The organism is Pseudomonas sp., assembly GCF_036404235.1.
Taxonomy (GTDB): domain Bacteria; phylum Pseudomonadota; class Gammaproteobacteria; order Pseudomonadales; family Pseudomonadaceae; genus Aquipseudomonas.
Genome location: NZ_DASWOT010000111.1, coordinates 1 through 12,518, shown reverse-complemented (window position 1 = coordinate 12,518; position 12,518 = coordinate 1). Strand labels below are relative to the sequence as shown.

At 57.5% G+C, this 12,518-nt stretch carries 10 protein-coding genes; 2 read left to right on the top strand and 8 right to left on the bottom strand.

From position 1 onward, the window contains the following. Nucleotides 1–4 precede the first annotated feature (4 nt). Nucleotides 5–1,954 (bottom strand): sigma-54-dependent Fis family transcriptional regulator, encoded by a 1,950-nt coding sequence (locus VGC62_RS13750; protein WP_331187632.1) that lies wholly within the window; start codon nucleotides 1,952–1,954, stop codon nucleotides 5–7. Nucleotides 1,955–2,366: 412 nt separating this feature from the next. Here VGC62_RS13750 and pqqA point away from each other — a divergent pair, with 412 nt between their 5' ends. Next, the gene (pqqA, locus tag VGC62_RS13745; RefSeq protein WP_331187666.1) at nucleotides 2,367–2,438 is read left to right on the top strand and encodes a pyrroloquinoline quinone precursor peptide PqqA; all 72 of its coding nucleotides are present in this window, start codon (nucleotides 2,367–2,369) and stop codon (nucleotides 2,436–2,438) included. Nucleotides 2,439–2,633: 195 nt separating this feature from the next. Further along, on the top strand, nucleotides 2,634–3,881 hold the full coding sequence (locus VGC62_RS13740) for a DUF1835 domain-containing protein (protein ID WP_331187631.1): 1,248 nt from the start codon (nucleotides 2,634–2,636) through the stop codon (nucleotides 3,879–3,881). Nucleotides 3,882–4,013: 132 nt separating this feature from the next. On the opposite strand, the gene VGC62_RS13735 is transcribed toward VGC62_RS13740, so the two are convergent. The 7 genes from VGC62_RS13735 to VGC62_RS13705 all read right to left on the bottom strand — a co-directional run. Next, the gene (locus VGC62_RS13735) at nucleotides 4,014–6,479 is read right to left on the bottom strand and encodes a TonB-dependent siderophore receptor (protein WP_331187630.1); all 2,466 of its coding nucleotides are present in this window, start codon (nucleotides 6,477–6,479) and stop codon (nucleotides 4,014–4,016) included. A gap of 51 nt (nucleotides 6,480–6,530) precedes the next feature. Continuing rightward, complete coding sequence (locus tag VGC62_RS13730) at nucleotides 6,531–7,487, bottom strand: FecR domain-containing protein (RefSeq protein ID WP_331187629.1); 957 nt, start codon at nucleotides 7,485–7,487, stop codon at nucleotides 6,531–6,533. Next, a complete protein-coding gene (locus VGC62_RS13725) occupies nucleotides 7,484–7,999 on the bottom strand; it encodes a sigma-70 family RNA polymerase sigma factor (RefSeq protein WP_331187628.1) in 516 nt (171 codons plus the stop codon). The genes VGC62_RS13730 and VGC62_RS13725 overlap by 4 nt, the downstream gene beginning before the upstream one ends. 215 nt (nucleotides 8,000–8,214) lie before the next feature. Further along, nucleotides 8,215–10,326, bottom strand: coding sequence for a TonB-dependent receptor (locus tag VGC62_RS13720; protein ID WP_331187627.1), 2,112 nt, complete (start codon nucleotides 10,324–10,326; stop codon nucleotides 8,215–8,217). Nucleotides 10,327–10,415: 89 nt separating this feature from the next. Then, complete coding sequence (locus tag VGC62_RS13715) at nucleotides 10,416–11,153, bottom strand: VIT1/CCC1 transporter family protein (RefSeq protein ID WP_331187626.1); 738 nt, start codon at nucleotides 11,151–11,153, stop codon at nucleotides 10,416–10,418. An 88-nt stretch (nucleotides 11,154–11,241) separates the two neighbouring features. After that, nucleotides 11,242–12,282, bottom strand: coding sequence for an FUSC family protein (locus VGC62_RS13710; protein ID WP_331187625.1), 1,041 nt, complete (start codon nucleotides 12,280–12,282; stop codon nucleotides 11,242–11,244). A gap of 127 nt (nucleotides 12,283–12,409) precedes the next feature. Beyond that, nucleotides 12,410–12,518: transposase domain-containing protein (locus VGC62_RS13705; RefSeq protein ID WP_331187665.1), on the bottom strand; the 109-nt coding region annotated here is incomplete at its 5' end.

Sequence of the window (12,518 nt, the reverse complement as noted above, 5' to 3'; positions counted from 1 at the left end):
GGGCTCAGTTGATCCAGTTGGGCTGTACGATCCGGTATTTTTTCATCTTGCGGTACACCGTTGATCGCGCCACGGCGAACTCCTCGGCTACTGCAGTGATGTTCCACTGGTGACGTCGCAACGCTTCCAGCAACTGCTGGCCCTCATTGTCGGCGGTCAGTTGCGCCAAGGGCGGGCGATTGACCAATCGTGTGAGCTCGGTCGGGCCATGCGAGGGCTGGTCAAGCAACTCGACGGGCAGGCAATCGGTAGTGATCCAGTGATCGTCAGCCAAGGCCACGGCATAACGCAGCACGTTGATCATCTGCCGGATATTGCCTGGCCAGCGGTAGCAGGTCAGCAGGCTCATGCTGGTGGCATCGATCCGACAGTTTTCCCCGCCTGGCTGGGCGCGCAAGACGGCTTCAATCAGCGCTTGAATATCGCTGCGATCACGCAGGGCAGGCAGGTGCAGGGTCATGCCGTTGAGGCGGTAGAACAGGTCCTCGCGGAAGGTTTTATCAGTGATCATCTGCGCGACGTTCTGGTGCGTAGCGCAGATTACCTGGATGTCCAGTGGCAGCGGCGTGTCGGCACCCAGGGGGGAGATTTCACGCTCGGCCAAGACGCGCAGCAATCGCGTTTGCAGGTGCGCTGGCATGTCGCCGATTTCATCGAGAAACAGCGTGCCGCCATTGGCAATTTCCAGTTTGCCCTTCATGCCTTTTTTACTGGCGCCGGTGAAGCTGCCGCTGCGATAACCGAACAGTTCACTCTCGATCAGGGTTTCCGGAATGGCTGCGCAATTGACCGCAACGAAGGGCCCCGTGCAACGCCGACTCGCGAGGTGAATCGCCCGCGCGAAGGCTTCCTTGCCGGTGCCGGTTTCGCCGTTGATCAGGATCGGTAGATCCTTATCTAGTACGCGGTACAGGCGCGCCACGCTCTGGCGCAGATGAGCGTCGCCGCCGCTGAGCTGCTCCAGTGTTGGCGCACGGTGGATCACCGTGGCAGGGCGGGGCTCAGAGGATCGAGAGGGATTGATCTTCACCGGCATGCGCAGGCCGATCTCCACCAGGCGTTGTCCGGTTCGCAGCCGCGTGGCGTTGGCGCCGCCGTTGCATAGGCGCAGCAGCTCGTCGACATCCACCGGGTGCAGTTCGCTGAGCCTGCGCCCTAGCAAGGGGCCCTGACCATGGGTTTGATGTTCGACGAAGGCTGAGCGGTTGGCGCCGATGACACGGCCCTGGTCGTCCAGTGCGAGCAGTTGCTCGTTGGCCAGATCACTGATCTCATCGCAGGGCTTGATCATCAGTGTCAGCGTATTGCGATGGCTGTGGCGAAAATACGCGTTCTCGATCATCCGCGCGTACATGATCACCAACTGCAGCGTCAGGTACTGCGCCTCTTTCGGGCCGTTGCTATTCAGGCAAGAGGCATTGAGACAGCCGCGCACATTACCCAGCGAATCGAAGATCGGCGACACAGAGCAACTCAGCCGGTCGTTCTCGCGCAGGAAATGCTCGTCGCGGTGGATGATCAGCGCGCTGCCTGAAGCCAGCCCGGTGCCAATGCCGTTGGTGCCCACCAACGACTCGTCCCAGCGAGAACCAACGATGAGCCCGGAGTCGGCATACGCGCTGCCGGTTGTCGGTACTTGAGAGTCCAGCGCGATGCCGCACTCATCGCTGAGCAGCACCGCAAAACCGGCCTGGCCCACCCGTTTGGCCAGGCCGCTGACGCCTTGGCCGGCAATGGACATGTAATCGTGGTGGAATTCCTGGTGGCGATGGATTTCGGCGGCGCTGAGAATCACCTTGTTGCCACGCCCGGCAGGTTGCAGGCCGTGCTCCATGACACTGCGATACCACGACTGCACGATCAGGCCATCGGACGGCAGGTTGCGGTCGGGAAAGTAGTCACCGACGAAAGCACTGAGGTCAGTGTGTCCGGTTCCCGAGGTCTGTAGGGACATGATGACTCTCCTGATGCGGCTGCTTTGCGCAAAGGCAGCGCATGTTTATTGTTCTGGTTTCGCAAAAGCATAAGGCCGCACGAGTGGCCCCGGCGACAGGCGTAGAATTGCATACTAGCGGTTGCCGAAAAAATCACCTGTTACAAAAAAATCCGTACAGAACGACGCAGAGCAAAGCCCATGCCGGGTTAGCGTTGATGTTGGCGGCGGCTCTAGCTTGGGGGGCTGGCAGTGAGGTGGAAAAGGGTGTGGCGCGTCGTCTGTTCCGGCGGCGCAACAGGTGTAGCGAAAGTGTTGCGCAGAGGCATTGAACTCGCCGATCCGGCCCGCTCCTGACAGTTTTGCAGTGCCTTCGCATCGGCGTATAACAGAGCTGCCGGATTGTCCCGGCTTTCTCAGGGGAGCATCGCCAATGTGGACCAAACCCACCTTTACCGACCTGCGCATCGGCTTTGAAGTCACCCTGTACTTCGCCAGTCGCTAAATAAAAAAGGATTTCCTGTAGGCGCTGCACGACGGGCGATCTCTCGTTGCAGACCGACATTCAATTGCCTATATTCCCCGGCAGGCGCTGTCTACGCCAGCTTCCGCGCAAAGGGCTGCGCCCAGGATTGGATTTAAAATCACATCACTACGACTCCCAACCTTAAAGCGGACAAGGTTTGTGCAAGGAGATCGTATGTCCCAGCGTTCTATGCCATTTTCCAACGACGGCAAAATTAACATCGAGCAGCAGCGCAAACGCGCCAAAGAGCTTCTCCAGCGCATGAAAGATGGCGCAGTTCCTGATCAGGATTCTCGGATTCCCGGCAGTGGTACTTTATCGTCTCCAACGTTATCTCAGGCCCAGTGGCTGATCGCCAAGCAGTTGGGCTTTAGTAGCTGGCCTAAGCTCAAAGCACACGTTGATGCGATTGATTTCGCTGCCCGACATCCAGGCTTTGAAGCGAGCGATGAAATTCGAACCACGCATTGGCGATGCGGAAACGATATAGCGCACAGTCTTCGTGTGGCAGGTTTCAAGGGCTCCTTTCAAATGCTGGCTGACCCGTTATGTATGGGGCCGGTGCAAAATCTGTCTCTTGAAGAATACAAAGCTGTGCGCAGCTCTTACATAAGCCGCACGTTCGCAATAGATAAAACCGAGGCGCAGCGTCGACTGGACGAGGAGTACTCAAGCCTGATGCGCCTGGGCAGTACCGATCACAGTGTGCTCTGGTGCGAGGCAGATGCTTATGACCAGCTTTTCCTGATTCGTGTGCTGGCAACCCTGGAGAGCGTACCAGCCAGGCTTGAGCTTATAGAGGTAGACCGAATACCCGGTGTGCGGCGCTTCATCGGCATCGGCCAACTGGCGCCCGACGTGCTTGCTTGGTTATGGCCCCAGCGCAGACTTATTGATGAGGAGGCTGTTGAAGTTGCGCGTCAGGCATGGCTGGCCTATTGCGACACCTCACCGGTCAAGCTGGCGAATATGGCCCATAGCCCACAGAGGTCCTTGCCCTTCCTGGCCCCGGCGCTGCTACGTCAATTGCAAGAGTTACCGGGTGTCCAGGACGGCTTATCGTTGACTGAGCGCCTGTCGTTGCAGTTTGTAGGTGAGGTGGGCTCGGTAGCGTTCGGCAGAGTATTCGCAGAGCTTATGGGCACGCGTGAGCCGCTACCGTACCTGGGCGACTTGATGTTCCACGCGGTCATGCGGCCGCTCATCGACTCCAACACGCCACTGTTGATCGAGTCAGACACGCACTTGGATTGGCCTAAGCGTATGTTGAAACTGACCCAATTAGGCCATCAAGTCCTGAGCGGGATGGCTTATTGGCCTGATCATGCGCCCCAGGAGTGGTGGGTAGGTGGAGTATGCATACGACCGAACCAACCTCACTGGATGATTGATCAGAACGCTATTCCTGTGTGGCGAGGCTAACTTGCGCGTCTAGCCTCGACGCGCATGTGTGGCGCGCCTGGAAAGCGACGGTCAGGAAGGGCCGCTCCCATGCGGCCCTTTTTACCAAAACGACGCTTGTTGAGTTTCAACGTCTGTTATGTCCAGGAAGGGTTAGAAATCCCATCGGGTCGTGACCATCAGGTTTCTTGGTTCTCCGTACACTGCCGAGTTATAGAAGCCGATGTTGGTGTAGTAGTACTTATCGAACACGTTATTGAGGTTCACCGTGGCAGATAGAGCGGGTGTGATCTGATACTTGGTCATCAGGTCCACGACCCAGTACGGCTTCTGCTCAAATTCCTCGTACTCCCCGTGCGGGGAGTTCCAGATGTCTTGCCATGCCTTGCTCTGCCAGCGTCCGCCGCCTCCGATGGTCCATTGATCGAGCGCACCGGGCAGGTTGTAAGTGGTGTACAGGGTGAGTTGGTTCTCGGGTTCGAAGGTTGAAATCTTTTCGTGGTTGTCGTCCCGGACGATCTTGTGCGTAAAACCCGCCTGCACCTGCCAGCCCTGGGCGAGTTGGCCGGACATTTCAAGCTCAAAACCCTTGGTCTCGGCATCGGTGCCCTTGAAGGCGTAGTTCGAAGGCGTCGGTCGCTGGTTGTTGTAGTCGTCATCCGACACCGGGCGGTTGCTTTCCTTGACCTGGAAGTACGCAAGGCTCGCATTCAGGCGGCCGTCAAGGAATTCGCCCTTGATCCCGACTTCGTAGTTCTCGCCTTCATCGGGGTCGATCAGCTTGCGGTTGCGGTCGAGGTTGTAATAGTCCTGCGGTATGAAAATGTCGGTGTAGCTTGCGTATACCGAAAAGTTTTGCGACAGGTCGTAAACGGCGCCGGCGTAAGGGATGAGCCGGCCGCTTTCGCGATAGGTGTCAGTGTTGCCAGTGAGGGTGTAGTTGACCAGCCGCCCGCCCAGGATGAAATGCAAGTCATCGGTAACGCTGAGTCGTGTTGCGAGGTAGACCCCTGTCTGGCGGATCACATCGTCACTCACTTGCTGCGCGGTGCCCCAATACGGTTTGTCGACGTTGCCATGCCAATTGAAGAAATCCAGCTGGTTGCCACTGGGGAAGGTCACGTCCCAGAAGCCTTTGCCATCCCAATGCGCCTTGCTGATAGAACCGCCCAGCACCACCTCATGCTCGCGACCGAACAAGCTGAAGGGGCCTGTTACGTAGGCGTCGGCAGAATCGCTGGTTGTTTCGCCGCGATAGCGCTGGCCATTGATGTAGGCCGCTCCATCGGCGGCGGGTGTGTCGCCTTGAATCGAACCCATCTGAGCGTCATAGCCGTTGAGCTTGTGGTCCAGCTGGAGCTTGGTGACCCAGCCATCGTCAAGTTGATGTTCCAGAGTGGCAAAAACCGTACGCGTGTATTGACGCCAACTGCTCCAGTCGGCGGCGTTACTGAACGAGCGTTTTACGCTGTTACGGTCGCCTGCGGCATTGATCAGCGGGAAGCTCCCTGACCAGGTAGAGCCTCGTGGGGTGTTGTCCTGATAGTCGCCTCCCACTGTGAGCAGCGTGTCGGGCGAAAGGTCGAATTCCAGAATGCCGTAATACACTTGGGCCTTGCTGCTGTAGCGATCCAGATAAGAGTTTTTGTCCTGGAATGCCGCCACGGCACGGCCACGGACATTACCGCTAGGCGTGAGGGGACCGCTCACATCGACCTCGCTACGGTAGTTGTCCCAGGAGCCTGCACCTAGACTCAAGTGGCCCTGAAAATCCGCAGTGGGCTTTTTACGAATCAGGTTGATGGTTGCGCCGAGCGATCCGGCCCCGACCAGCAGCCCAGGTGAGCCCTTGAGAACTTCAATACGGTCGTAGATCGCCATATCGCTGAGCGTGTTACCGGCTGAATAGCCCACATTGCGCACTGCCGACGGGATACCGTCGTATTGAAAGTTGTTGATCGAGAAACCGCGCGCGTAATAGTTCGAGCGGTCACTGTCGTAAGCCGAGACGGTAATGCCTGGTGTGTGCCGCATGACGTCATCGACGTTGTCCAGTGCGAAGTCGTCCATGTGCTGGCGCGTCACCACCGTGACCGATTGAGGCGTTTGCCTGGGGCTGAGGACGAGGCGGGTGGCTGTGGCAATCAAGCCTGGAGTGTAGGAACCGGTGCCCTCTGTAATGTTGCCTAGCTGATTGCCGGTGATCTCGGTGGGCGCCAGGTCTAGCGTGCCGCTGGCAGATTTCATCGGCACCAGAACAAAGCCGTCTGCCTGTTTGACCGCGCCAAGGCCACTGGAACCGAGAAGCTCATTCAACGCTTCGTCCGGGGTGAAACGGCCATGCAGCCCCGCACTGTTTTTGCCTGCCAGTAGATGTTGATCAAAGACGATATTGACGCCGATGCTGCGGCTCAATTGGGTCAGGGCACTGTCCAGGCTGCCGGCCTGGATATCAATCTGTTTCTGGTCGGCAGCCTGAACCATAGATGCGGCGACGCCGGTCAGGCTGCAGCAGATCAAGGCATGCCGTACCGCTCGGTTGAGTGTGGACAGGCGAAACGAAGAGGCGGGGCGTTTGGTCACGTTAGGGATCTCGAACGGATTAAGTGAGGCATTCATAGAGCTATGCCGGACCACATTCGAAATCCCATCAGCGCGACGGAGGTTTTTTCAAGCGGCACCCACCCGCAACCAATAACGGGTTAACTGACGTACGTGCAAACCATAGACCTGGGCGATCAATGCCACTGATTGCTCTGGGCGCACGGTGCTGAAATTACCACTGACCGGCAAGGCTGCGATTTGGGCGTCCCACCCCAGGTAACCGACTCGATAGCGCCCCAGTTCACCCAGCACCTGTGACAACGGCAGGCTCCGGGCAATCAACATACCGTCGCGCCAGGCACCGTGTTCCGCGCCGGGGACGGGCATGCGTTTCGCTTGGGACTTGCTGATCAGCCACTGTTCGCCAGCCTCAATCCTCAGCGGCGCGAATCCTGCGTTTGCTGTAACTGTTATCGAACCCTGCGATACGGTGAGGCAAGTGAGGTCTTGCATCAGCCTGGCTTCAAAATGGGCGTCAACCGCACCCACTTCGCATTCGGGGGTTTGGACTCGCAACGCCAGTGTGCTATTGCGACCGGTAGCGAGGGCGAGTTCGCCGCGTAATAGCGTCACCCGCCGCTCACCCTCGAAATCCAGGCTTGCCGCACTGTCAGTGTTTAGGTCAAGCACGCTGCCATCGGGCAGTGTCCAGCGGCGGTGTTCGCCAGTGCGAGTGCTGTAATCGGCTACCAGCCGCTGCCACGGCGCGTGACGCTCGGTGGTCCAACTGACCGCACCTACGCTCGTCGCCAGCACGATGAGTTTGAGCAATTGACGCCGCTGCACTCGCGCCTCGGGCAGTTTGTTCAAGGTGGCTAGCGCTGCCTTCGCCGGTAAACCGGCAAACTGACTATTCAAGCTCTGTATTCGCTGCCAGGCACTGCGGTGGAGTTCGTCTGCCGATAGCCACTGCTCAAACGCTTGATACGTCTGCGCGTCGGGGGTGTTGAAAGTGATTTTCAGCGACCAGTTGATGGCAGCGTCCAACACCGCCGGGGGGACTTTCGTCAGTGGAGGGCTCAAAGCGCTTCATCGCCAAAAGTTGCGGCATAACACTGGCGTAGTGCTTGGGCGATATAGCGCTCCACGCTCGGCACCGAGACGCCCAACTCCCGTGCGATGGCGGGGCACTTCAAACCGTCCAGTTGAGCGAGCAGAAACGCCTGCCGTACGACAGGGCGCAAGGTATCGAGCAGTCGGTCAATCGTCAGCAGTGCCTCAATCACCAGCAACCCGGTCTGAGGCGAAGGCGCATGCTCCAAAGGCAGTTCGGCCACCGTCTCCAGCCAGGCTCTTTCAATGTCCCGATGCCGCCAAAGATCGATAACCAGCCCCCGGGCCACGGTGCGCAAATAGGCGCGTGGTTGGGCCAATTGATTCAGGCGTCGTCGCTGCAGCACTCGAACAAACGTATCTTGCGCAAGGTCCGCAGCATCCGCGGTGTTACTCAGTCGGCTGTAAAGCCAAGCGCGTAGCCAGGAGTTATGTTCCAGATAGAGTTGTTCGATAGCTGCCGGGTTATCGCAGAGATGCATGCCAGATCCTGTGGATGGCCTAATTGATAAGCGATCCCATTATCATCTTGTCCGGCAGTGTTGGAAAGACCCTGTTTCATAAAGGGGCGAGGGTCAGATCACTCCCAGGTTAACCCCCGCCCATAAGCGTCCAGGCATCTAGGCGGTCAATCACTCAGTTATCGAAGACGTGCTCTCTAGGTCGATGTTTCTGTTGGTGCATGGCAAGTCCAATCTCAAAAAACATACTCCATGCCCGCCCCCGCATACCAAGAGCGCCCAGGTGCGGCTTCGTAGTAGCGTTTATTACTGTCGCCGACGATTACCGAACCGACGTATTGGCGATCCAGCAAGTTATCTAGCCGTAACGTCTGGTGGAACGTCCAATGATCGATTTTCTGCTCGAAACGTGTCCGCCAGTTGAACGCTGCATAGGCCGGCGCCGTCTTGTCCTGGTTGGTGTCTTCCACATACACCTGGCTGCGATACATACCCTCTAGCGCAGTGCTCACCCAGTCTTCAGGTTGCCATTTCAACTCTCCGAACAGCGTGTTTCTGGGCACGCCTGGCAGGTAATTGCCTTTGTCTATTTGCTTGGCGCTGGCACCGCTGCCGCTGACGAAATCTGTATCGTAGATGGCATTGAGGTGGGTATAGGCGAGCTGGACACTCCAGGTGTCGCTTAACTGGCTGTCCAGCGACACTTCCAGGCCACGGCGCAAGGTGCGGCCGGCATTCTGATAGCTGGTACGTCCGCCCGTGGACTCGGACACCACCAGCTCATCGTCCGTGGTGATCTGGAACAGCGCCGCGTTGAGGCGAGTGTCCTGGCCGAGCAGGGCCTTCAGGCCGATTTCGTATTGCTTGCTCTGCGACGGCTGGAGGGCAAAGTTGAAGCCTTCGGCACTGCCCGGCGCATAGGCCAACTCGGCTTGGGTGGGCGTTTCGAATCCCTTTCCGGCGCTGATGTAGCCATGCAGGTTTTCGGTGAATGCGTACATGACGCTGACTGATGGCGTGTTCTGCTGATAGTCCTTGCTGCCACTGGCGTCGCCGTTGCTGAGCAAATGGTCGCTCACGTCCATGCGCATGGTGCTGTGGCGTACGCCGGCTTGAAGCGTCCAGTCGCCCAAGGCCCAATTTAGCTGCACAAAAGGATCCCGGCTGGTGGCAGTATCGATTTCATCGCGCGCCTTAACGCCTTTCACCCCGAGCGTGTCACCGATGTAGTTTTGGTAACCCTGGCGGTCGTCGCGGCTGCGGTCGTAATCCAGGCCCGCAATGAGTTTCAGCTCACCAGGCGCGCTGAGGATAGGTGCAATCCAGTGCAGGCTGCCGCCGTAGAAGGTCCGGTCGAAGGCGACCACGCCACCGCCACGGGTGTTGGCCGCAGTGCCCTTGGGAATCGACAAATACTGGATCACGCTGCGGGTGCCGTAGTAGCTGGTGACCTGTAGGGTTGACTCGCCAAAGTAGCGCTCGTAGTTCAGGCCCAACTGCTGGTGGTCGATACTCTTGCGGGTGTTGTAGGCCAGTGCGTTGGTGCTCACCGAGCGCGGATCAGCCTTGTAGGCGTCCCAGGTTTGTCCCAGTGGATCTTGCGTGCCGTTTTGTTCCAGGCTGCTGTATATCAGCGCCATCTTGCTGTCATCGTCAGGCTTGAAGTTGACCTTGGCAAAGGTCGTGTCGCGGCGAGCTGCACTGTGGTCTCGGTAGCCGTCGGTGTCCATGCGAGAGGCGTCCAGCACAAAGCCGACGTCATGTTCCGCGCCTTCGGCATACACATGGTTTTTGCTCATGCCGTCGCTGCCTATCAGGGTTTCGGCACCTACGCGGGGGGTGCCCTCACCGTTGCGAGAAAACATCTGGATCACGCCGCCCGCATTGCTGCCATACAGGGTTGCGGCCGGGCCGCGCAGTACTTCAATACGCTCTGCGGTATCGAGATTGAACGTCGCCGCCTGGCCCTGGCCATCCGGGGTGCTGGCTGGAATACCGTCGGCAATCAGCTTCAAGCCTCGCACGCCAAAGGCCGAGCGGGCACCGAAGCCGCGTGAAGAAATTTGCAGGTCCTGGGCGTAGTTCTGACGGTTCTGTACCACCAGACCGGGCACTCGGGACAGTACCTCAGAGGCATTGATACCTAACTGGCCATCTCTAATCTGCTCGCCGCTGACGCTGTCGACCGAGTAGGGCAGATCGAATGTGCCGGCCTCGCTCCGCGAGCCCGTGACCACGCTGGAGTTCAGCTCAATGACAGGGGTATCGGCATGGGCAAAGGGGCTGACCAGCAGTAATAGACCGGTGAGGAGGCTGCGAGGGTAGGGGGTTGCAGGGGGCGGATTCATCGCGTGCGAGTATTCCAAGGGCTTAGGTTGTAGTGACGGTAGAGATAGATGAGTTGCCTTGTTACCTCGCTGCAACGCCTCATTAGAATTCAAGAGAGAGAAATACCCAGCAAAATACCCAATCCATAAGTAAAGCTCGCAGCCACTGTACCCACAGTTACTTGCCGCAATGCTGAAAATAGCGGCCCCCGGCCTGTGACTCTTGCTGTGAGTACGCCCGTTAGCATTAACGCCAATAGGCTGAAAATCACCCCAACACTGATGCTGGCCAGCCCATCGAGCCATGTGAATGGCAGTATGGGGACTAGCGCGCCGCAGCTAAACAGCAAAAAGGAGGTAATTGCAGCTATCCAGGGATTACCGCCTAACTCTTTAGGATCAATCCCCCAGCGCTCTCGAGCTAGCGCCGCCAGAGCCGCATCAGTGTGGGCCATCATCCAGATAGACATCTGCTTTGCCTGCTCGGCGGGCAAACCATTGTTTTGCAGCATCTGCTCAAGCTCTTGGGTCTCACTTCCAGGGCAGTCCACTAAGCGCTTTCGCTCTTGAAGCACCTGTTTGGCATTCATCTCGCGCGCATTACTGACAGAAATCCATTCGCCTAACGCCATGGAGCAAGCACCCGACAGCAATCCGGCGAAACCGGTTAACAAAATCGTGGAGTGTTCGGCATTGGCACCAGCGACACCCATGACTAAACAGAGGTTGGAGACCAGGCCATCATTTGCACCCAAGACTGCCGCACGTAACCGAGTACTTCTATCCTTGTTTATGTTCTGGGGGCGCACACTGCAAAATGGAGCGTCGCTCACAGGAGGAGGGTTCATGTTCGCTCCTAGGCCAAATTTGGCTGATAGTAAAAACGACGAGGGATGTTAGCTCGCCTTAGTAAAAAAACGACGCAACTTCAGGTTGTCAGTATTGAGTCGTAGAACCGAATGCATTCAACGCGTCCTCAACGGTCGTCAGGTGATCCAGGCAGGTCCGCCAAGGCGAGGTAAGTGGAATCAGGACAGTGTCTTTTGTCGGACGTTGGACGGGTATCGGCGCGCCTTTAGAGAGACATGAACATTGCAACACAACATCTTCAAGCCGTTCGCGAAGCGAATCTGGCGGCGGCCCGACGTCTTTACGGATCGCATTCGCAAATGCCTCGGCAAACAATAGAGCGCTCGCGTAAAGGCGGATGCTATGACGGTCGTATCGACTGGCGATTTGATCGATCTTCGTTGATACGAAACGCCCCCGTACAGACCAACGTGCCGAGCTTCGTGCCGATGTAATGCCTGCATCGAGCGCAACCAGGCAATCGTGCGCCCGAGAGAACTCCTGTAATGCAGCTTGTGCCTTGCGCACGTCCAAGGGATCAAGTGCATTGATAGCTTTTTGAAAACCAGATAGGAGCTTATCTAATAGCTGCTTGGCTGCATCGTCGATGAGTTGCACGGGGTTAGGGGTAAACAGGATCTGGCTGAATATCAGCCCAACCGAAGCCCCTACAGCGACGTCGATCATTCGTACGGTGCCAGCACTTTCGGGGCCAACGGCAAGTACGAGTACCGCCGAAACCCCTGCTTGGATGGGTACCACCGCTGCAAGCCCATAAAGCGCAGCTATCGCAATGGCGAAAAAAGTGGCGAAACCAATCTTGATCAGCAGAAATGAATCCGGTAAGAACAGCGCTACTTCGCCTATGACAATACCGGTGGCAACGCCGACCAGCAGACCAATAGCCTGCTTGCCCTTACTGGGCAGCCCAGGAGAAAGACAAACGATCGCGCTGATTGCCGCAAAAACCGGGTGTGAATGCCCGAACACAAAACTTGCTATAAGCCACGCCAATAACGCTGCGGTCGCTGCTGCCATCGCGTCGCGCCAGCCTAAAGACCAGCGAGCTTGGATGATGTTGGATGCTAACGACCAGTGCTTACTTAGATATCGAGTGCTTTTATTCATCAACGACCCCAGAGACCGATATCAATAATACGGCGCGCGAGATTATAGCTCCGCAGCACCTACAATGACGCAAGGCGAGTTGGCCAGAGGCCCCATTGTATGCGTCCGGGCATCACGTCTTGCGTGATTAAACCGGCTGCCACTTATGCGGAAGCAACTGCTCGACTTCACTCGCCCGCTGCGTTGGCAGGCGTGTGAGAACATCCTTTAGATAGGCGTACGGGTCGTGACCATTC

What these genes read in the sequence shown, in the direction of transcription:
- VGC62_RS13720 (WP_331187627.1), bottom strand. Translation starts at nt 10,326, where the DNA reads ATGAATCCGCCCCCTGCAACCCCCTACCCTCGCAGCCTCCTCACCGGT.
- VGC62_RS13715 (WP_331187626.1), bottom strand. Translation starts at nt 11,153, where the DNA reads ATGAACCCTCCTCCTGTGAGCGACGCTCCATTTTGCAGTGTGCGCCCC.
- VGC62_RS13710 (WP_331187625.1), bottom strand. Translation starts at nt 12,282, where the DNA reads ATGAATAAAAGCACTCGATATCTAAGTAAGCACTGGTCGTTAGCATCC.
- VGC62_RS13740 (WP_331187631.1), top strand. Translation starts at nt 2,634, where the DNA reads ATGTCCCAGCGTTCTATGCCATTTTCCAACGACGGCAAAATTAACATC.
- VGC62_RS13725 (WP_331187628.1), bottom strand. Translation starts at nt 7,999, where the DNA reads ATGCATCTCTGCGATAACCCGGCAGCTATCGAACAACTCTATCTGGAA.
- VGC62_RS13750 (WP_331187632.1), bottom strand. Translation starts at nt 1,954, where the DNA reads ATGTCCCTACAGACCTCGGGAACCGGACACACTGACCTCAGTGCTTTC.
- VGC62_RS13735 (WP_331187630.1), bottom strand. Translation starts at nt 6,479, where the DNA reads ATGAATGCCTCACTTAATCCGTTCGAGATCCCTAACGTGACCAAACGC.